An 18,944-nucleotide genomic window follows, 5' to 3' on the forward strand; every position below is an offset into this window, starting at 1 on the left:
ACCTTTCGCTATCTTGATGCAGCCGGGTTTTGCCAGGATTCTGCCAGAGGATGGAGCCATGACAGCTCCACGCCGCTGAAGGAGGAGAGACCTATGATTAAGCTGCATCCCGCAATCGACAATGGCTGGCAACCGGCAAAACCGGGTTTCACCGGGGGGACGATCGTGTGCCACTGCAAGGGCGATCCGGTGGTCGTCGAGATCGGCAGTCAGACCGCGCACAATCATGCCTGCGGCTGCACGAAATGCTGGAAGCCGGAAGGCGCGATCTTCGCCCAGATCGCCGTCGTATCCCGCGACAAGGTCCGGGTGCTGGAAGGCGAAAACAAGCTGGAAGTCGTGGATCCCAGTGCCACCATCCAGCGTCATGCCTGCAAGGCCTGCGGCGTGCACATGTATGGCCGTATCGAGAACCGGGATCATCCCTTCTACGGACTGGATTTCGTCCACACCGAACTCAGCGACGAACAGGGCTGGTCCGAGCCCGAATTCGCCGCCTTCGTCTCATCGGTCATCGAGGGCGGGGTCAGCCCCGACAAGATGGGCGAAATCCGCGACCGGCTGAACGAGCTCGGTCTTCCGCCCTATGACGCGCTGTCGCCGGCATTGATGGACGCGATCGCGACCCATGTGGCGCGCCAGAACGGCAAGCTCGCGGCCTGACATTTTCGAAACGGAAGCCGGGAGGCTGTGCCCTCATGACCTCCCCTTCCTCCCAGGGCCACCCGTCTTTCGGCCTAGCCGGAGGCGGGTGTGCCCTGACTTTTGTTCACGTGCCCGCCTAACAGTCCGAACTGACCCGCCAGCAGACGCAGGCCTGTGCCACCCGGCTGCCACCAGGGTCTCGCACGCTGATCTGCAGATTGAGTGACTGATGTTGCATGACGGCCTCCCTGAACAGGTCGCGCATCAGCTTGACCAGTTCCTCGTCGACCCTCGCTCGATCCGGCAGATCGACGCCTTCGTCGTCCCCCCATTCCCAGTGATCCGTTGCAAGATCAAAATAATAGCGCGTCATAGGCATCGCCACTCGTTTTTGTGCTAACAGAAAAGCGTGGCAAAAGGTTCCTCGTGCAAGCAGCCGGGAAAACCGTGCATTTGGGGTAAGGAATGATCGACAGTCTGATTTTGAACCTGGAACATCGGGACCTCCTGACCGATGACGAAAAGGCTCATCTTCGCAAGCTGATAACATTGGAACGCCATTTCGCCCGGGGCGAGGACATCGTCCAGGAGCGGTCACGGCCCCGATATTCGACATTGATGCTGGAAGGCTTTTCGGCCCGCTACAAGCTGACCCAAAGCGGCACCCGCCAGATCACCGCCCTGCATCTGCCGGGCGACTTCGTCGACCTGCATGCCTTCCCGCTGCGGCTGATGGACCACGGCATCATGGCAATGTCGCCCTGCCGCGTGGCGCTGGTCGATCACGGGTACCTGACCGCGATCACCGAGGGCATGCCGCATCTGACCCGGCTGTTCTGGCTGCAGACCCTGATCGATGGCGCCATGCAGCGCGAGCGGATCGTGGCGATGGGCCGCAAATCGGCGAAAAGCCATCTGGCGCATCTGTTCTGCGAATTGTTCATGCGGCTGAAGGTGGTCAATCTCACCGAAGGCTACTCCTTCAGCCTGCCGCTGACCCAGCAGGAACTTTCCGACGTTCTCGGCCTGTCCATCGTCCACCTGAACAAGACGCTGCAGACCCTGCGCCGCGACGGCGTGCTCGCCTTCGAGAGCGAACGGGTGACCATTCTGGAATGGGACCGCTTGTCGGAAATCGCCGAATTCGACCCGACCTATCTCAGCCTGCAGGTGGAACCGCGATAGGCATGCTGCAGGCGACCGGGCGCGATCCCGGTCACGTCCGCGGCGGCGGCCTGAACCGGTAAAAGAGATTGGGCTCGGAGACGATGAAGATCGTGCCGTCCGGTGCGACGGCCACGCCCTCGGCCTGCGGCACCGTGTGCGTGAGCCCGCTCATCCCTGCCTGCAACGCCATCATGCCGATGGCCTCGCCGTCGGGCGCATATTCGACCAGCATCGCCGACATCTGGCTGAGCAGCAGCAGATTACCGGTCGGCTGGTGCAGGCTGACGGCCGAAAGATCCTGGGTGAAGAAGCTGGAGAACTCGTCCGACTTCCATTGCTGCACGTCGAGGTCGAGCGTGTTCAAAGCCATCGACTGCTCGAGCCCGTCGATTGTCAGTACCCGCAACGGCAGCATTTCCTGGACGACGAACAGCCGCTCGTTCTTCGCATCCCAGGAGACGCCCTCGAAGCCGAAATTGTCGAAGGCGCCGTAATTGAGCCGCAGCCGCGGGCCCATGCCGAGCGCGATCGTTTCCGTATCCGGGCCAATGCGCACCCAGTGCAGGCTCTGGTCGCCCTCCTCAACGATGATGAACTGGTTTCCTGCGACATGGGTGATGTCTTCCGGATCGTTGCCGCCGTCGATCGGGATGCGTCGCAGGAGCTTGCCGTCGAGCGACAGCTCGGCCACTTCGGGACGGCGGTTGATCACCGCAAACAGGGTGCCGGTCTCCGGCGAATAGGCCACGCCCGAGACATTGTCCTTCAGACCGGCGATCGGCCTGTGCTGGATGTCGGCGACATAGCCTGGCAAGTCGAGGCTCGGCCGGTTGGCATCTCCGGCCTCGGGGCGGGTCAGCAGCCAGTAATAGGCCACACTCGGCAGCGCCGACTGCCACAGCCAGCCGAGCGACAGCACCGCAAGCGTGACGACAGTCATGACAGTCAGACGCGGGGATGGAAAACGTACAAGGCGAACTGTCTGGGAACTCAAGCGGAACATGAAGCCTGCCGGATCGAGGAGAGGACCCGGCGGCTGTAGCGACGAAATCGTACTATTTTAGGAAGCTCCCGCATGCGGCGGCCAAAGCCCGGCCGCCTTGGCAATGGACAGCCGGAAAAGGCGCCCTCCCCGCCTGGAGGGAAGGCGCCCGCGCCGTCACGCCCGGCCGTAGCCGCCACCCGTCGGGGTGATGATGGTAATCGCTTCGCCGGCGGCAAGCTCGGTATGGGCGCAGCCGGCCAGGCTCTCGACCGAACCGTCCATGCGCCGCACCAGATTGCGCCCGCACTGGCCGGGCTCGCCGCCCTTGATGCCGAAGGGGGCAACCTTGCGATGCCCCGAAAGCACGGAGCAGTCCATCGTCTCGCGAAAGCGGATGGTGCGACTGGTGCCATTGCCGGCATGCCACTTGCCCCGGCCGCCCGAATCCGGCCGGATGTGGAAGTCTTCGAGCACCACCGGGTAGCGCAGCTCGAGGATCTCCGGGTCGGTCAGCCGCGAATTGGTCATGTGGGTGTGGACGGCATCGGCACCGTTGAAGCCGGGTCCGGCCGGCGCGCCCGAGCAGATCGTCTCGTAATACTGGTAGACGTCATTGCCGAAGGTCAGGTTGTTCATCGTGCCCTGGGCCGAGGACAGCGCCTCGAGCGCGCCGAACAGGCAGTTGGTAACAGCCTGGCTGACCTCGACATTGCCGGCGACGACGGCGGCCGGATAGGCCGGCGACAGCATGCTCTGTTCCGGCACGACGATCTCGATCGGACGCAGGCAACCGGCATTCATCGGGATCTTGCCGTCGACGATCATGCGGAACACGTAGAGCACCGCGGCCCTTGTGACCGGCTCCGGCGCATTGAAGTTGTCGTCGCGCTGACCCGACGTGCCGGTGAAATCCACCTTGGCCGACCGGGTCTTGCGATCAACGGTGATCTTCACCCTGATCTCGCAGCCCTGGTCCATCGGATAGGAGAATTCGCAGTCCTCCAAGGTCTCGATGGCACGGCGCACGCTCTCCTCGGCATTGTCCTGGACATGGCCCATATAGGCCTGCACGACATCGAGGCCGAAATCGCCGATCGCCTTTTGCATTTCCGACACGCCGCGATTGTTGGCGGCGATCTGCGCCTTCAGGTCGGCAACGTTCTGGATCACGTTGCGAACGGGATAGCGGGCGCCGAGCAGCAATTCCCGGAGCTCCTTTTCCCGGAACCGGCCGCGATCGACGAGCTTGAAATTGTCGATATAGACGCCCTCTTCCTCGATCGTGCGGGCATCCGGTGACATGGAGCCCGGCGCGATGCCGCCGACATCGGCGTGGTGGCCGCGCGAGGCGATCCAGAACAGCACCGATGCGCCCGCGTCGTCGAAGACCGGCGTGCAGACCGTGATATCAGGCAGATGGGTGCCGCCGTTATAGGGGGCATTGATGGCAAAGACGTCACCCGGATGGAACGTGTCGTTGTTGCGGATGATCGACTGCACCGAACGGTCCATCGACCCCAGATGCACCGGCATGTGCGGCGCATTGGCCACCAGCGTGCCGTCGGCATCGAAGACCGCGCAGGAAAAGTCGAGCCGTTCCTTGATATTGACCGAATAGGCGGTGTTCTGCAGCGTCAGGCCCATCTGCTCGGCAATCGACATGAAGAGATTGTTGAAGATCTCCAGCATGACGGGATCGGCGGTCGTGCCGGCGGCCTTGCGATCCGGCAGCGCGACGACGCGCTCGAGCACGATATCGTCCCTTGCCGTCAGCTTCGCCTGCCAGCCGGGCTCGATGATCAGCGTCTGGTTCGGTTCGATCAGCAGGGCCGGACCGTCGATCACCCCGCCGGCCGCGATGTCCTCGCGTCGGTAGATCGCCGCATCCTGCCACTTGCCCTCGGAGAAGAACCGCGTTTGGCCACTCGACACGGCCTTGCCTTCCGCTTCCCCGGACGTCTCGATGGCATCCGGTGCGGTCGCACCACCGACGGCTTCCACCGAGACGGCCTCGACGACCAGATCCTTGCTGTCGTCGATGAAGCCGAAGCGCGCCTTGTGGGCGGCCTCGAAGGCCGTCTTCATCGGTGCCGGGTCCGCCCCGGCGATCAACGCCTTGTAGTCGTCCCCGGCCGAAAGCGTTGCGACCGGCACTTCCAGCGTGGTGTCGGTCCCGGCATAGCGCACGAGCGCGGCAAGCTTGATCTCGATCTGGCGGCCGGCAATCCCTTGCGTCTTCAATTCGTCGACGGCCTCGACGCAGAGCGGCTGGGAGATCGAGGCGATGGCGTCGATGGCATCGCCGAGCGAAATCTCGACCGCGCCCTGGCGCAGCGCCCGCACATCCGCAAGCCCCATGCCATAGGCCGACAGCAGACCGGAGAACGGATGGACGAGAACCTTCTTCATGCCGAGCGCGTCGGCCACCAGGCAGGCATGCTGGCCCGAGGCGCCGCCGAAGGCGTTGAGCGCATAGCGGGTCACGTCATAGCCGCGGGCAACGGAGATCTTCTTCACCGCCTCGGCCATATTGGCAACGGCGATCGTCAGGAAGCCCTCGGCCACCGCTTCGGGCGTGCGGCCGTCGCCGATCATGTCCGCCATGTCGGCAAAGCCCGCGCGAACCGCCTCCAGATCGAGCGGCTGGTCCTGGCTGGGTCCGAAGATCGCCGGAAACAGGTCCGGGTTCAGCTTGCCGGTCATCACGTTGGCGTCGGTGACGGTCAGCGGGCCGCCGCGGCGATAGCATTTCGGACCGGGATTGGCGCCGGCCGAATCGGGGCCGACGGTGAAGCGCGAACCGTCGAAATGCAGGATCGAGCCGCCGCCGGCAGCCACCGTATGGATCTGCATCATCGGCGCGCGGATGCGCACGCCCGCCACCTCGGTCTCGAAGGCGCGCTCGTATTCGCCGGCGAAATGCGCAACGTCCGTGGAGGTACCGCCCATGTCGAAGCCGATCACATCGGGAAAACCGGCCGCAAGGCCGGTCTGAGCCAGCGCTACGACGCCGCCGGCCGGGCCGGAGAGAATCGCGTCCTTGCCCTGGAACAGGTTCGCCGAGGTCAGGCCGCCGGATGACATCATGAACAGCAGGCGCGTGCCGGTGCGCTCCAGATCGAGTTCGTCGGCCACCTGCGCCACATAGCGGCGCAGCACCGGCGACAGATAGGCATCGACGACCGTGGTATCCCCGCGCCCGACGAACTTGATCAGCGGCGAGATCTCGTGGCTGACGGAAACCTGGTCGAAGCCGAGTTCGCGGGCGATCGCCGCGACCGCCTGCTCATGCTCGGGATAGCGGTAGGCGTGCATGAAGACGATCGACAGGGCTTCATAGCCCTCGTCCTTCAGCGCGGTGAGTGCCGCACGGACGGCTTTTGCGTCGGGCTTGATCTCGACGGTGCCGTCGGCCAGCACCCGCTCCTCGATCTCTTCGACCCGGTCGTAGAGCAGTTCGGGCTTCTCGATATTGCGGGCGAAGATGTCGGCGCGGCCCTGATAGCCGATCGCCAGGCCATCGCGGAACCCCTTCGTCGTGACCAGCGCCACCTTGACGCCCTTGCGCTCCAGCAGCGCATTGGTCGCGACCGTGGTGCCCATGCGCACCTCGCCGACGAGGCCGGCGGGGATCGCATCTGCGTTCTTCAGCCCGAGCAGTGCGCGAATGCCCGCAACGGCGGCGTCGCGATAGGCTTCAGGGTTTTCCGAAAGCATCTTGCGGGCATGCAAGGTCCCGTCGGGGGCGCGGCCGATGACATCGGTAAATGTGCCGCCACGGTCGATCCAGAAATCCCACTGCATGTCCATTTTCACGTCCCCGTTTTCTGCCCACCAAACGGGCAAGATAAATAATTGAGCTCCTTCATCGATAATTTATTGACAATTTGTCGTCAAGCCGTGATCAATAGATTGCAGCAGACAAAGACTGCCAACACAGGGGAACCAAGATGAAGACCATTATGACGGCTGCCTTTGCAGCGACGATGACCTTTGCCTCCACCGCTTTCGCCGAAAGCTGGGACATGCCGACGCCCTATCCGGACGGCAATTTCCACACCCAGAACGTCCGCAAGTTCGTCGAGGAGGTGAAGACCGCCACCAAGGGCGCGATCGACATCAACGTCCATTCCAACGGCGCCCTGATGAAGGCGACCGAAATCAAGCGCGGCGTCCAGACCGGCCAGGTGCAGATGGGCGAAGTGCTGATCTCGTCGCTCGGCAACGAAGATCCGATCTTCGCCTTCGACAGCGTTCCGGGCCTTGCCAGCAATTACGAGGCCGCCGCCAAGCTCTGGCATGCCGCCGAAGACACGGTGAAGAAGCATCTGGAAGACCAAGGGCTCGTTCTGCTCTATTCCGTGCCGTGGCCGCCCCAGGGCCTCTATGCGAAAAAGCCGTTCACGGCGCTATCCGACCTGAAGGGCCTGAAATTCCGCAGCTACAACCCCGCCACCGCCCGCTTTGCCGAGCTGACGGGCGCAAGCCCTGTTACGGTTCAGGCAGCAGAAGTGCCGCAGGCTTTCAAGACCGGCGTGGTCGATGCGATGATCACCTCGGGCGCCACCGGCGTCGACAGCCAGGCCTGGGATTATCTCTCCTACTACTACGACCTGCAGGCCTTCCTGCCGCAGAACATGGTGTTCATCTCCAAGGACGTGTTCGACGGCCTGAGTGAAGAGAACAGGGCGGCTCTCACCAAGGCTGCCGCGGACGCCGAAGAGCGCGGCTGGAAGCAGTCCGCCGACCTCAACGAGGGCTACAAGAAAACCATGGCCGAGCACGGCATCCATGTCGAGCAGCCGACCGACAAGATGACGTCGGAACTCGGCGACATCGGCAAGACCATGGCCGACGAATGGGTCAAGAAGGCCGGGCCCGATGGCCAGGCGATCATCGACGCCTATCGCAAGTAACCCGCGGAAAGAGCCGGAATGCCCGTCATTCCGGCTCTTTTTCGTTCACCTCTTGGCGCCCTCCGTTCGGAGCAGCTCGCATGACCTTGCCCCCCTCGCCGATCCAGTCCTCGCCCCTCACCCCGCTTTACCGGCTGGCCGAAGTGCTGGCGGGATTGTCGCTGATCCTGATATTCGTGCTTGTCGGCGGCGGCGTTCTGCTGCGCATGCTGGGCATGCAGCTTGCCGGCAGCGACGACTTCGCCGCCTATGGCCTCGTGGCCGTGTTCTTTCTGGCCCTCGGCCCCACCTATCGTCGCAACGAGCACATCCGTGTCGGCCTGATCATCGAGCGGCTGGCACCCCGTGCCAAGGCGCCGCTCGAAATCGTGCTGACCGTGCTGGCCACCATCGCCACCGCCTGGGCCACGTGGTGGCTGGGACGCATGGTCTATGACAGCCATCGCTTCCACGACGTGGCGCAGGGGCTGATCGCCATCCCGCTCTGGCTACCGCAGCTGACCATGGTGATCGGCACCGCCGTCCTGCTGGTTGCCCTTGTGGAAGATCTCGTCCGCTTCGCCCGGCGCCAGCCGGCAAGCTATATCGCCGCGGCGGATGCCGGCGGCGAAGACATTCATTTCGAGCGCTGAGGAAGACCTGACATGGATCCGATGACCGCAGGTATCGTCATTACCGTCTTTCTCGTCGTCATTCTGGCCAGCGGGCTGTGGATCGGCATGGCGCTGGCCGCCGCCGGTTATGTCGCCATGGCCTTCTTCACCTCGCGCCCGCCCGGCCTGATCTTCGGCTCGACGCTCTGGGGATCGAACAATTCCTGGGCGCTGACGGCATTGCCGCTGTTCATCTGGATGGGCGAGATCCTGTTTCGCACCCGGCTCGCCGAGGACATGTTCCGGGGGCTCTCCCCCTGGGTCCAGCGCATCCCCGGCCGCCTGCTGCACACGAATGTCATCGGTTGCGCGATCTTCGCCGCGATCTCCGGCTCGTCGGCCGCCACTGCCGCGACGATCGGCAAGATGACGGTGCCGGAGCTGCGTTCGCGCGGCTATGGCGACTTCATGATCGTCGGCTCGCTGGCAGGTTCCGGCACGCTCGGCCTTCTGATCCCGCCCTCGATCATGATGATCGTCTACGGCGTCGCAGCCCAGGTCTCGATCGGCCGCCTGTTCATCGCCGGCATTATTCCCGGCCTGCTGCTGATGCTGATCTTCTCGGCGATCGTCGCCGGCTATGCCCTGATGAAGCCCGATCATATCCCGGCGCGCGAGCCGCGTCTCAGCCTGAAGGCGAAGCTCTGGGAATCGCGGCGTCTGATCCCGGTCAGCGTGCTGATCATCCTCGTGCTCGGCTGCATCTATGGCGGCATCGCGACGCCGACGGAGGCGGCCTCCATCGGGGTTGCCGGCTCGCTGGCGCTGGCGCTGCTGAGCGGCGGGCTCGACCTTTCGACCTTCTGGGGCAGCGTCATGGCCGCCACCCGCACCAGCGCGATGATCGGCCTCATTCTGTCCGGCGCCGCCTTCCTGTCGACCGCCATGGGCTTTACCGGCCTGCCGGAGCAGTTCGCCACCTGGATCATCGCGATGAACCTGCCGCAGCCGGCGCTGCTGGCAGCCCTTGTCTGCATCTTCCTCGTCATGGGCTGCTTCATCGACGGCATCTCGATGATCGTGCTCACCACCTCGGTCCTGCTGCCGGCGGTGCAGTCGGCAGGCCTCGACCTCCTGTGGTTCGGCATCTTCGTCGTGCTGCTGGTGGAAATCGCCCAGATCACCCCGCCGGTCGGCTTCAATCTCTATGTCCTGCAATCCTTGGCAAATCGCAGCATCGGCTATATTGCGCTCGCAGCCCTGCCCTTCTTCCTCGGCCTGCTGGTCCTGATCGTGCTGATCACGCTCGCACCCGATGTGGTAATGTGGCTGCCGGCACAGATGCTAGGACAGAGTGGATGAGCAAAGACACGAAGGACGCCCTGAAACACATCGGCCCGATCGTCTCCTCGGGCCATCTGGCAAGCGGCGCCCTGCCGGCGCTGTCGGAAGTGGAATTCGGCATGATCATGCTGAGCCACGCCTTCAACCGCTGGATGGTGCGTTGCATGGCCGCCGCCGGCGTGCCGGACCTTTCGCCGCTCGACATCCTGGTGCTGCACAACATCAACCATCGCAACAAGCCGAAGACGCTCGCCGACATCTGCCTCGTGCTCAATATCGAGGATACCCATACGGTGTCCTACGCGCTGAAGAAGCTGGAGCGGGAAAAGCTGATCGAGAGCGGCCGGCGGGGCAAGGAAAAGCTGGTGCTGGTGACCGACAAGGGTCGCGAGATCTGCGCCAGCTATGCCGAGATCCGCGAAGAACTGCTGGTCCGTTCGGTGCTGTCGACCGAGGTCTCCGGCGATACGCTGTCACAGGTGGCAGCCCGTATCCGCGCGCTCTCGGGCCACTACGATCAGGCCTCGCGGGCCGCGGCGTCTCTCTGAGAAACCCCGACAGATCAGGGCGCGGCAGGGGCAGCAATCCGGCAAAACCGTGACATTAATGCCGCGCGCCGCGGCGTTATCCTTTGTTAACCAATCCTTCGAACCTTGCGTTAAATTTTAATCAATAGCCTCTCTTTGAACGATGAGGTTTTGTGCATGCGTATTCTCCTGGCCATCGCCCTTATGCTGACTGTCGCAAGCTGCGCCACGCCGCCGAGCCAGACGCGTAATGCCTGCGCCATTTTCGAACAGCGCGACGGGTTGTTCAACAACTGGCGCCGGGCGGCGGAGAAGACGTCGCGCGAATACGGCATTCCCGTCCCGATCCTGATGGCGACGATCTACACGGAATCGAGCTTCCGCCACGATGCGCGTCCGCCGCGGGGCAAGCTGCTCGGCTTCATTCCCTGGAAACGCGCCTCGACCGCCTACGGCTATTCGCAGGCCCTTGACGGCACCTGGGGTTCCTATCAGCGCCAGACCGGCCGTTACGGCGCGCGCCGGACCAACTTCGCCGATGCGATCCAGTTCATCGGCTGGTACCACCAGCAGAGCCACATCAAGAACAATATCGACTACAACGATCCCTATAACCTGTATCTGGCCTATCATTCCGGCCAGATCGGCTATGCTCGCGGGGCCTATCGCAACCGTCCGGAAGCGCTCCAGGGCGCCAAGCGGTTCACCGAGATCACCTATACCTATGCGCGCCAGCTGCAGAACTGCCCGAACTGAGGACAGGTCTCCAGCGACCACCAGACCAGGTAAAACGAAAGGCTCCAGCCGCGGCAGCGACTGGAGCCTTTTTCTTCGTATCGCAGGCTCGGCTCCCGATCAGGGAGCCGAGCCGTGGATCTGTCAGGCGGCGGCCTGGATTGCCGAGATCTGCCACTCGGTGCCGGGCCGGCGCACGAAGGTCCAGACTTCGACCGATTCCCCGGCATGGTCCGGGTCACCGCTGACCACCCGGTGGGTGGACCGGTCGACCATGAAGTCGACGCTCTGGTAACGCATCGCCACGGTCGCGTAGTCCTGGCCGTTCTCGTTCCAGGATTCCGCCACGTCGCCCTGCAGCAGTTCGACATCCTTGACTTCGTTCTTCACGCCCTTGGTGGCGTTTTCGCCCAGTTCCTCGGCGAGATAGGACATTGCCTCCGGCGTGGTGATGCGGCGAAGCGCCGAATAGTCCTCGGTCGCATAGGCCGCCTGCATTTCCTTGAGCAAGCTCTCGAAACGTTCCAGATCGCCCTGCCCGATGCCGAGTTCGTCACCGCCGGCCTTGGCACCAGCCGCGCTGCCGAGCCCGCCGCCAAGCGCGCCCCCCAGACCGCCGCCGATGGACGGGATCTTGAAGCCCGGCTGACTGTTGCCGCCCTCATAGCTGTCGCGGCTCATCGAATTCGAGCCGGCATAACCGGCCTGACGATTGCCGAAGGCACGCATCGCCCAGCGGGCGACGAAGAAGAGGATACCGAACTGCAGCAGCATGCCGAGGAAGCCGAAGCCGCCGCCGAAGCCGGTGCCGAGCAGCGAGCCGAACAGGCCGCCGAGCAGAAGGCCGCCCATCAGGCCGCCGAACATGCCGCCGCCGAAGAAGCCGCGCGTGCGATTGACCGCGGCACTGGAAGCAGCACTCGTGCCGAATGTGCGCGGGCTCATCGAGCGCTCAATACCGGTGGCCGTGCCGGGGGCCGTCTTTGTGGTGGCGGGTGCGCTCCAGGTGCGCGTGCCGCGGCTGCCGAAGCTGGAAAAGCCTCCGGCCCGACGGGCGTCCGCTGTATCGACGATGCTGGCCGCGCCAATCAGGGCGATCATCGCAATCGACAGGTACTTACCGAGCAATTTCATAATGTGTGTCACTCCCTTCGAGGCAATCTTGCCTGTGATGCCTCTCATATGGGCGTGACGTGCAACAAATTCAAAGGAAATCGGTCAGGCGCCGATCGCCATTCTGATGGCGATGGCGACCGCGCCGACGGTCAGGACGCCGGCCGCCCACAGGCCGACGAACCAGAGCAAGCGCAGGCCCCAGTGGCGGGCCGGCGAGCGCTGCGGGCCGGACACCTCCCCTGCCATCAGTGATACCCCTCGCCTTCGCGGATCTTGCCGCGGAACACCCAATAGGCATAGGCGGTATAGGCAAGAATGATCGGCACCAGGACCACCGCACCGGTCAGCAGAAAGGCGAGGCTCGAATCCGGCGCCGCCGCATCCCAGATCGTCACGGAATTCGGCACGATATAGGGGTAGAAGCTGATGCCGATGCCGGCATAGCCGAGGACGAAAAGGCCGAGCGCGGCAACGAAAGGCTGCCGGTCGTACCCATCGGCAAGTCCCTTCACCAGCAGGATGACGCAGCCGATCACCAGCAGCGGCACGATGATCGAGAACAGGAAGGTCGGGGTGCCGAACCAGCGCTCCAGATATTGCGGCTTCAGCCAGGGCGTCCAGAGGCTGAAGATCACCATGGCGGCGACCGTCGCGAAGGTCAGCCGCTTGGCCAGCATCCGCGCGCGCACCGCCAGCCGCCCCTCCGTCTTCATCACCAGCCAGGTGGCGCCGAGCAGCGCATAGCCGACGACCAGCGCAATGCCGGTGGCGATGGAAAACGGTGTGAGCCAATCCCACCATCCCCCGGAATAGGCGCGATCTTCCACCGGGATGCCCTGCACCAGGGCGCCGAGCGCAATGCCCTGGCTGAAGGCGGCGACGGTCGAGCCGCCGGCAAAGGCCCAGTTCCACAGGAATTCGCCGCGTTCCGTGCGCCAGCGATATTCGAAGGCGACGCCGCGGAAGATCAGGCCGAGCAGCATGGCGATCAACGGCATGTAGAGCGCCGGCAGGATGGTGGCATAGGCAAGCGGGAAGACCGCCATCAGGCCGCCGCCGCCGAGCACCAGCCAGGTCTCGTTGCCGTCCCAGACGGGGGCGACCGAGTTCATCATCTGGTCGCGTTCCGGCTTGTCGGGAAACAGCGGAAACAGGATGCCGACGCCGAGATCGAAACCGTCGAGAATCACATAGGCGATGACGGCAAAGGCGATGATCGCCGCCCAAATGAAAGGCAGGTCAATGGCCATGGGATGCTCCCTGGGGTTTCTGTTGCGCTCCGGACATCACACCGGATGACCGCATCGGACCTTCCTTCAGTTCGAGATCGGAATCGCGCGGCAGGCGCGCCATCAGCCGCAGGATATAGAAGGTCCCGGCCCCGAACACGGCGAAATAGACGATGATGAAGGCGACCAGCGAGGTGGCGATCGCCGGTGTCGCGAGCGGCGACATGGAATCCGACGTCAAGAGCTCGCCATAGACGGTATAGGGCTGGCGTCCGACCTCGGTCGTCACCCAGCCTGCCAGCACGGCGACGAAACCGGCCGGCCCCATGGCGACCGCCACCCGGTGCAGCATGTCGTTGGTCGCCAGCGTGCCGCGCCAGCGGCTCCACAGGCTCCAGAGACCGACACCCAGCATCAGGAAGCCGAGGCCGACCATGATACGGAACGACCAGAAGACGATCGCCACCGGCGGTTGCTTGTCGCGCGGCACGACATCAAGCCCCTTCAGCGGCCCGTTGAGATCGTGGGTGAGAATGAGCGAGGACAGTTTCGGTATCTCGATTGCATAATCGACGCGCTGTTCGTCCTGGTTCGGTATGCCGAACAGGATCAGCGGTGCGCCATTCGGATGGCTTTCGAAATGGCCCTCCATGGCGGAGATTTTCACCGGCTGGTGTTCCAGCGTGTTCAGTCCATGCTCGTCGCCGGCAAAGATCTGGATCGGCGTGACGATCGAGGCCATCCACATGGCCATCGAGAACATCGTCGCCGACCGGCGCGGCGCGGTGCCCCGCAATAGATGCCAGGCGCCGACCGCACCGACGACGAAGGCCGTGGTCAGATAGGCGGCAAGCACCATGTGCACGAGGCGATACGGAAAGGACGGGTTGAAGACGATCTTCCACCAGTCGACCGGCACGAACTGGCCGACATCGTTGATCGCGTAGCCGGCCGGCGTCTGCATCCAGGAATTCACCGCAAGGATCCAGGTCGCCGAAATCAGGGTGCCGAGCGCCACCATCGAGGTTGCAAGAAAATGCAGGCCCGGACCCACGCGTTCGCGGCCGAACAGCATGACACCGAGAAAGCCGGCCTCGAGGAAGAAGGCCGTCAGCACCTCATAGCCCATCATCGGGCCGATCACCGGACCGGCCTTGTCGGAGAAGACCGACCAGTTGGTGCCGAACTGGTAGGACATCACGATGCCCGAGACGACCCCCATGCCGAAGGCGACGGCAAAGATCGTCTTCCAGAAGTTGAAGAGCTCGAGATAGACCCGGTCCTTCTTCCAGAGATACAGGCCTTCGAGCACGAAGAGATAGCTGGCAAGGCCGATCGAGAATGCCGGAAAGATGATGTGAAACATCACCGTGAAAGCAAATTGTGCACGGGCCAGAAGTTCGGCTTCGTTGCCTGAGAACATGATGTCCGATCCCTTTTCTGCCGACGACTGAGCGGATGGCCGGAACAATAGTCCCCAACCCGCATATCGCAATGCGACATCTCGCCATGCGACAGCTGTGCACACATCCTATCCTAATAGCGGATCGAATCCGACCTTAAGCAAGAAATCAATGATCGGTTGATTTAGCAAATAATTTTGCAATTCTCAGCCGCAGGGATTTCGCATTGGGAATGACGGATACGACTGGGAGGTCGCAACAGCAGTCCCTCAAGAAAAATAGTTGAGCGTGCACCCCCGCCTCGCTTCCATAGGTTCATTGCCTGCTGCGAACATCTCCGTAATCGAGAAGCGTGGAGTTCGTTGCCTATGATGGACCACTCCGGATCGGACCGTGCGGATCTGAGCAGGGGCAGCAGGCTGCGCAAAGCGATGAGCGAGAAAGGTTACGCCAAGCAGCACGCTTTCGCGGTGGCGCTCGATGTCAGCGAAAGCACCGTGACCCGGTGGCTTGCCAACGGCCCGATGTCGCTCGACAGCGCGGCCGATATTTGCCTGACCTTCAATATCTCGCTGGATTGGCTGGTCCTCGGACGCGGCGAAATGCGTCCTCTTCCCGAGGCCGCGAAGCGGGTCATCCCCGAAGCCCCCAGCATCGTTACCTTCGCCCGGCTCTACAAGGCGCTTCCGCCCAAATCACGCGAATTGCTGGATTCCTTCATGCAATCCTTAAGTGCATGATCGGTCTTTTCCTTTTCTCTGCGTGCAATGACCGATCGCCGAAATTGCACGCAGGGGAATAGGCAAGACTCCTTCGCTTCTACCCAGAATAGTATCCTTCGAATGCTGAATGATGATCAGCAGTCAACAGGGGGCACCCCCCCTTACAGGGAGAAGCAGGATGACGACCTATACGCTGAAAGTGCGCAACCTCTCCGAGTTTGCCAAGAGCTATGTCTGGTTCATGGAACCGCCCATCGTTACGTCGAAAGGCGGCTCGACGCCGGTGTTCACCAATGCCTGGGTCACCTTCAATGCCGTGACCAGCGGCAGCAACGACACGGTGATCTATACCGACGAGACCTTCGCCTACTGGTCGAAGACGCCGATCCAGGTTGCGCCGGGCACCACGATGGGCGAGGCCGGCGATGCCCCGGTCGACACTTCCCTGCAGGACACGTTGTCGTTCTTCGGCTCGGTGGCCACCGGCGGAGTGGGCTTCGGACCGGTCACCCATGGCGGCGCGTCCACCGGCTCCTACAGCATCATCACGACCTGTGATTTCAACCGCTCGAACGGTTATCTGTTCGGCCTTGCCCGCCCCGGCAGCATTCCGGGCATTCCCTCGCCCGTCGCAACCTTCGTCGCCCAGCCCAACGAAACCTACAACGTCACACCCGTCATCAAGTTTTTCGTCTCGGACGGGCTCTTCGTGCCGGGTGCCATCATCGACTACGGGCAGGTGTCGACGAAGGCGCAGGTGGTCGATTTCACCGGCAGGTCCCAGACCTCGGTGGTCGTAACCCATGGTGAAAACGGCGATTTCTCGGCCGAATACTACTGAACACGAGCGTCAGAGCAGCGGCGCGGCCGCCCGTGGACGCGCCGCATCCGTCTTCAAAGCACCTCATCGAAAGGACAGGATCATGGTAGGCTATAGCAGCTTCGTCACACCGCAGGGCAATGTCGTTCCGGTAATCAACGGCGGCCGGTATTTCGGCGACTTCATCAACACGGCCACATTCACCCCGAAATGCGCCGAGGGCGAATACCGCCAATTCGTCAAGGGCGAGTTCGTGGCGAACGGCTCGGTGGTGTCGCACAGGCTTTGCGGAAATTTCTACCTCCAGAAGGGCAGCTATCAGGAAGATGGCTGCCCGCCCGGGAATGCACCCGGCGTCAGGGCCTACGGCTATCGCAGCCGCCTTGGCGACGGCTATGATCGTTACGCGCCGTCCCAGTCGGACGGCTGCACCTATGCCATGTTCGACGCCCCCGGTTTCAACCATCTCAAGAAGGATATAACCTACAAGATCGACCTGACTTTCAAGGCCGACCTGATCGACACGTCGAAGAAGGCAGTTCTCGTCAGCAAGGAATGGACCGTGTCCGGCCAGACGGTCGCGCATAGCTCGGAGAAGGAAACCATGGCGGACAATGGCCTGTCGCCTCTGCCTCTGGGCGAAGACGACTATGTGCTGCGGACCTACCAGACCATCAATCTGGAAACCAAGGAGCCGGAGGTTCATATCGTCGTGGGCCGCAAGGTCGGCCTGGCCCCGCTCGACCCGGCCTCACTGCACATCGAGGTGACCGACGGCGAGGACCATCCGGTGGCCGCCGGCAAGCCGGTCATCTACGAGGTCGGCGATCTTCGCTCGGCAACGGCAACGATCGTCGTTCCGCTGACGCACAAATGCGAAGGCGCGGCCAAGGTGCGCCTGTCCAGCAAGGCCAATGCCGTACTGCTCACCATTCACCCCAGCTGAGCGGTCGGTGCGTCGACGGCCTGCACCAGCAAGCAGCCCCACGCGGCTGCGGGAGACAGGCCACGACGGAAACGCCCGCCGGGCAGATTGCACGGCGGGCGCTTTCATGCCGGGGATCTGGCCGATCAGTCGACGTTGAACACCAGCGTCTTGGCCTGGCGGATCGCCTCGTTGGCGGTCAACTTGTCGAGCACGTCCTGCTGCAGCGGTTCGTCGACATAGAGCAGCGCAATGGCGTCGCCCCCGTTCTTGTCGCGGCCGAGCTGGAAATTGGCGATGTTGACGCCGGCCGCACCGAGCGTCGTGCCCATGAAGCCGATCATGCCGGGCACGTCGGTATTGGCGATATAGACCATGTTGGTCCCGACATCGGCATCCATGTTGATACCCTTGATCTGGATGAAGCGCGGCTTGCCGTCGGAAAAGACGGTGCCGGCAACCGAGCGGGTCTGCTTGTCGGTGGTGATCGTCAGCTTGATGTAGCCGTCATAGACACCGGTCTTGTCGCGCTTGACCTCGGAGAGCACGATGCCCTTTTCCTTCACCATGATCGGCGCCGACACCATGTTGACGTCGGCCACCTGGTTGCGGATCAGGCCCGCCAGCAGCGCCGAGGTCAGTGCCCGGGTGTTCATCCCGGCCGTCGAGCCGTCATAGAGGATCTCGATTTCCTTGATCGGGCTTTCCGTGACCTGGCCGGCAAACGAACCAAGTACGTCGGCAAGCCGGATGAAGGGTTTCAGGATCGGCGCTTCCTCGGCGGTGATCGAGGGCATGTTGATCGCGTTCGAGACGGCGCCCTTGACCAGATAGTCCGACATCTGCTCGGCCACCTGCAGGGCGACGTTTTCCTGGGCTTCCGTGGTCGAGGCACCGAGATGCGGCGTGCAGACGACATTTTCCAGGCCGAAGAGGGGGCTCTCGGTCGCGGGCTCGACCTCGAACACGTCGAAGCCGGCGCCGGCGACATGGCCCGACTTGATCGCTTCGGCAAGTGCTGCCTCGTCGACCAGGCCACCGCGGGCGCAGTTGATGATGCGCACGCCCTTCTTCGTCTTGGCCAGCGCCTCCTTGTTGAGGATGCCGCGGGTCTTGTCCGTCATCGGCACATGCAGGGTGATGAAGTCGGCCTGGGCCAGAAGCTCGTCGAGTTCGACCTTGGTCACGCCCATTTCCTCGGCCCGTTCCTTCGACAGGAAGGGGTCGTAGGCGACGACGCGCATGCGAAGGCCGATGGCGCGCGAGCAGACGATCGAGCCGATATTGCCGGCACCGATGACGCCGAGCGTCTTGCCGGTGATCTCGACGCCCATGAACTTGGACTTTTCCCACTTGCCGGCCTGGGTCGAGGCGTCGGCGGCGGGAAGCTGGCGGGCGACGGCAAACATCAGCGCAATGGCGTGCTCGGCGGTGGTGATCGAGTTGCCGAACGGCGTGTTCATCACGATGATGCCGCGCTTGGAAGCGGCGGGTATATCGACATTGTCGACGCCGATGCCGGCGCGGCCGATAACCTTGAGGTTGGTTGCCGCCGCGATCAGCTTCTCGGTCGCCTTGGTGGCCGAGCGGATCGCGAGACCATCATAATTGCCGATGATCTCGGCGAGCTTTTCCTTGTCCTTGCCGAGCTTCGGCTGGAAATCGACTTCGACGCCGCGATCGCGAAAGATCTGGACGGCGGTTTCCGACAGGGCGTCGGATACGAGAACGCGAGGTGCCATGACGTGGCCTCCTGAGGTTGGTCGCCGGGCGCGTGCCGGGCTGAATGAGATATCGGATCGTTAAACCCGGGCCGC

General features: G+C 63.1%; 18 protein-coding genes. 10 read left to right on the plus strand and 8 right to left on the minus strand.

The features are described from left to right. Positions 1-93 precede the first annotated feature (93 nt). The gene (gene gfa, locus J2Z17_RS01185; protein ID WP_209941434.1) at positions 94-663 is read left to right on the plus strand and encodes an S-(hydroxymethyl)glutathione synthase; all 570 of its coding nucleotides are present in this window, start codon (positions 94-96) and stop codon (positions 661-663) included. A gap of 118 nt (positions 664-781) precedes the next feature. On the opposite strand, the gene J2Z17_RS01190 is transcribed toward gfa, so the two are convergent. Next, positions 782-1,018 carry a DUF6894 family protein gene (locus tag J2Z17_RS01190; protein ID WP_209941436.1) on the minus strand — a complete coding sequence of 79 codons (237 nt, stop codon included), beginning with the start codon at positions 1,016-1,018 and terminating at the stop codon, positions 782-784. Between the two features lie 92 nt (positions 1,019-1,110). On the opposite strand from J2Z17_RS01190, the gene J2Z17_RS01195 reads away from it, so the two are divergent. After that, on the plus strand, positions 1,111-1,830 hold the full coding sequence (locus J2Z17_RS01195; protein WP_209941438.1) for a Crp/Fnr family transcriptional regulator: 720 nt from the start codon (positions 1,111-1,113) through the stop codon (positions 1,828-1,830). A 31-nt stretch (positions 1,831-1,861) separates the two neighbouring features. On the opposite strand, the gene J2Z17_RS01200 is transcribed toward J2Z17_RS01195, so the two are convergent. Continuing rightward, entirely contained in the window at positions 1,862-2,752 is an 891-nt protein-coding gene (locus tag J2Z17_RS01200) for an SdiA-regulated domain-containing protein (RefSeq protein ID WP_209941440.1), read from the minus strand. A 219-nt stretch (positions 2,753-2,971) separates the two neighbouring features. Then, positions 2,972-6,607 (minus strand): hydantoinase B/oxoprolinase family protein, encoded by a 3,636-nt coding sequence (locus J2Z17_RS01205; RefSeq protein ID WP_209941442.1) that lies wholly within the window; start codon positions 6,605-6,607, stop codon positions 2,972-2,974. A 140-nt stretch (positions 6,608-6,747) separates the two neighbouring features. Here J2Z17_RS01205 and J2Z17_RS01210 point away from each other — a divergent pair, with 140 nt between their 5' ends. From J2Z17_RS01210 to J2Z17_RS01230, 5 genes are all read left to right on the plus strand, one after another. Beyond that, positions 6,748-7,713 (plus strand): TRAP transporter substrate-binding protein, encoded by a 966-nt coding sequence (locus tag J2Z17_RS01210; RefSeq protein ID WP_209941444.1) that lies wholly within the window; start codon positions 6,748-6,750, stop codon positions 7,711-7,713. 80 nt (positions 7,714-7,793) lie between these two features. Beyond that, positions 7,794-8,345, plus strand: coding sequence for a TRAP transporter small permease (locus J2Z17_RS01215; protein ID WP_209941446.1), 552 nt, complete (start codon positions 7,794-7,796; stop codon positions 8,343-8,345). Between the two features lie 12 nt (positions 8,346-8,357). Then, positions 8,358-9,668, plus strand: a complete 1,311-nt coding sequence (locus tag J2Z17_RS01220) for a TRAP transporter large permease (protein ID WP_209941448.1) — start codon at positions 8,358-8,360, stop codon at positions 9,666-9,668. Continuing rightward, positions 9,665-10,198, plus strand: a complete 534-nt coding sequence (locus J2Z17_RS01225) for a winged helix DNA-binding protein (RefSeq protein WP_209941450.1) — start codon at positions 9,665-9,667, stop codon at positions 10,196-10,198. The genes J2Z17_RS01220 and J2Z17_RS01225 overlap by 4 nt, the downstream gene beginning before the upstream one ends. Before the next feature lie 156 nt (positions 10,199-10,354). Further along, complete coding sequence (locus J2Z17_RS01230) at positions 10,355-10,933, plus strand: transglycosylase SLT domain-containing protein (protein WP_209941452.1); 579 nt, start codon at positions 10,355-10,357, stop codon at positions 10,931-10,933. Between the two features lie 123 nt (positions 10,934-11,056). Here J2Z17_RS01230 and J2Z17_RS01235 read toward each other — a convergent pair whose 3' ends face one another. The 4 genes from J2Z17_RS01235 to J2Z17_RS01250 all read right to left on the minus strand — a co-directional run bounded on the left by J2Z17_RS01235 (position 11,057) and on the right by J2Z17_RS01250 (position 14,680). After that, complete coding sequence (locus tag J2Z17_RS01235) at positions 11,057-12,046, minus strand: Tim44 domain-containing protein (protein ID WP_209941454.1); 990 nt, start codon at positions 12,044-12,046, stop codon at positions 11,057-11,059. An 84-nt stretch (positions 12,047-12,130) separates the two neighbouring features. Next, on the minus strand, positions 12,131-12,274 hold the full coding sequence (locus tag J2Z17_RS01240) for a DUF2474 domain-containing protein (protein WP_209941456.1): 144 nt from the start codon (positions 12,272-12,274) through the stop codon (positions 12,131-12,133). Beyond that, positions 12,274-13,278 carry a cytochrome d ubiquinol oxidase subunit II gene (gene cydB / locus J2Z17_RS01245; RefSeq protein WP_209941457.1) on the minus strand — a complete coding sequence of 335 codons (1,005 nt, stop codon included), beginning with the start codon at positions 13,276-13,278 and terminating at the stop codon, positions 12,274-12,276. Before cydB ends, J2Z17_RS01240 begins: the two co-directional genes overlap by 1 nt. Further along, complete coding sequence (locus tag J2Z17_RS01250; protein WP_209941459.1) at positions 13,268-14,680, minus strand: cytochrome ubiquinol oxidase subunit I; 1,413 nt, start codon at positions 14,678-14,680, stop codon at positions 13,268-13,270. The genes cydB and J2Z17_RS01250 overlap by 11 nt, the downstream gene beginning before the upstream one ends. Before the next feature lie 348 nt (positions 14,681-15,028). On the opposite strand from J2Z17_RS01250, the gene J2Z17_RS01255 reads away from it, so the two are divergent. The 3 genes from J2Z17_RS01255 to J2Z17_RS01265 all read left to right on the plus strand — a co-directional run bounded on the left by J2Z17_RS01255 (position 15,029) and on the right by J2Z17_RS01265 (position 17,148). Next, positions 15,029-15,400, plus strand: a complete 372-nt coding sequence (locus tag J2Z17_RS01255; protein ID WP_209941461.1) for a helix-turn-helix domain-containing protein — start codon at positions 15,029-15,031, stop codon at positions 15,398-15,400. Between the two features lie 160 nt (positions 15,401-15,560). After that, complete coding sequence (locus J2Z17_RS01260; protein ID WP_209941463.1) at positions 15,561-16,223, plus strand: hypothetical protein; 663 nt, start codon at positions 15,561-15,563, stop codon at positions 16,221-16,223. 82 nt (positions 16,224-16,305) lie between these two features. Further along, positions 16,306-17,148 (plus strand): hypothetical protein, encoded by an 843-nt coding sequence (locus J2Z17_RS01265; protein WP_209941465.1) that lies wholly within the window; start codon positions 16,306-16,308, stop codon positions 17,146-17,148. A gap of 125 nt (positions 17,149-17,273) precedes the next feature. Here the strand turns inward: J2Z17_RS01265 and serA are convergent, their stop codons facing one another. Next, positions 17,274-18,869: a phosphoglycerate dehydrogenase gene (gene serA / locus J2Z17_RS01270; RefSeq protein ID WP_209941467.1), complete on the minus strand. Its 1,596-nt coding sequence runs from the start codon at positions 18,867-18,869 to the stop codon at positions 17,274-17,276. Positions 18,870-18,944: the final 75 nt, after the last annotated feature.

The organism is Heterorhizobium halophytocola, from assembly GCF_017873095.1.
GTDB classification, from domain to species: Bacteria; Pseudomonadota; Alphaproteobacteria; order Rhizobiales; family Rhizobiaceae; genus Allorhizobium; species Allorhizobium halophytocola.

Bases quoted from the DNA above. Each gene is read 5' to 3' on its own strand.
- gfa (WP_209941434.1), top strand. From the start codon at position 94: ATGATTAAGCTGCATCCCGCAATCGACAATGGCTGGCAACCGGCAAAA.
- J2Z17_RS01190 (WP_209941436.1), bottom strand. From the start codon at position 1,018: ATGACGCGCTATTATTTTGATCTTGCAACGGATCACTGGGAATGGGGG.
- J2Z17_RS01195 (WP_209941438.1), top strand. From the start codon at position 1,111: ATGATCGACAGTCTGATTTTGAACCTGGAACATCGGGACCTCCTGACC.
- J2Z17_RS01200 (WP_209941440.1), bottom strand. From the start codon at position 2,752: ATGACTGTCGTCACGCTTGCGGTGCTGTCGCTCGGCTGGCTGTGGCAG.
- J2Z17_RS01205 (WP_209941442.1), bottom strand. From the start codon at position 6,607: ATGGACATGCAGTGGGATTTCTGGATCGACCGTGGCGGCACATTTACC.
- J2Z17_RS01210 (WP_209941444.1), top strand. From the start codon at position 6,748: ATGAAGACCATTATGACGGCTGCCTTTGCAGCGACGATGACCTTTGCC.
- J2Z17_RS01215 (WP_209941446.1), top strand. From the start codon at position 7,794: ATGACCTTGCCCCCCTCGCCGATCCAGTCCTCGCCCCTCACCCCGCTT.
- J2Z17_RS01220 (WP_209941448.1), top strand. From the start codon at position 8,358: ATGGATCCGATGACCGCAGGTATCGTCATTACCGTCTTTCTCGTCGTC.
- J2Z17_RS01225 (WP_209941450.1), top strand. From the start codon at position 9,665: ATGAGCAAAGACACGAAGGACGCCCTGAAACACATCGGCCCGATCGTC.
- J2Z17_RS01230 (WP_209941452.1), top strand. From the start codon at position 10,355: ATGCGTATTCTCCTGGCCATCGCCCTTATGCTGACTGTCGCAAGCTGC.
- J2Z17_RS01235 (WP_209941454.1), bottom strand. From the start codon at position 12,046: ATGAAATTGCTCGGTAAGTACCTGTCGATTGCGATGATCGCCCTGATT.
- J2Z17_RS01240 (WP_209941456.1), bottom strand. From the start codon at position 12,274: ATGGCAGGGGAGGTGTCCGGCCCGCAGCGCTCGCCGGCCCGCCACTGG.
- cydB (WP_209941457.1), bottom strand. From the start codon at position 13,278: ATGGCCATTGACCTGCCTTTCATTTGGGCGGCGATCATCGCCTTTGCC.
- J2Z17_RS01250 (WP_209941459.1), bottom strand. From the start codon at position 14,680: ATGTTCTCAGGCAACGAAGCCGAACTTCTGGCCCGTGCACAATTTGCT.
- J2Z17_RS01255 (WP_209941461.1), top strand. From the start codon at position 15,029: ATGATGGACCACTCCGGATCGGACCGTGCGGATCTGAGCAGGGGCAGC.
- J2Z17_RS01260 (WP_209941463.1), top strand. From the start codon at position 15,561: ATGACGACCTATACGCTGAAAGTGCGCAACCTCTCCGAGTTTGCCAAG.
- J2Z17_RS01265 (WP_209941465.1), top strand. From the start codon at position 16,306: ATGGTAGGCTATAGCAGCTTCGTCACACCGCAGGGCAATGTCGTTCCG.
- serA (WP_209941467.1), bottom strand. From the start codon at position 18,869: ATGGCACCTCGCGTTCTCGTATCCGACGCCCTGTCGGAAACCGCCGTC.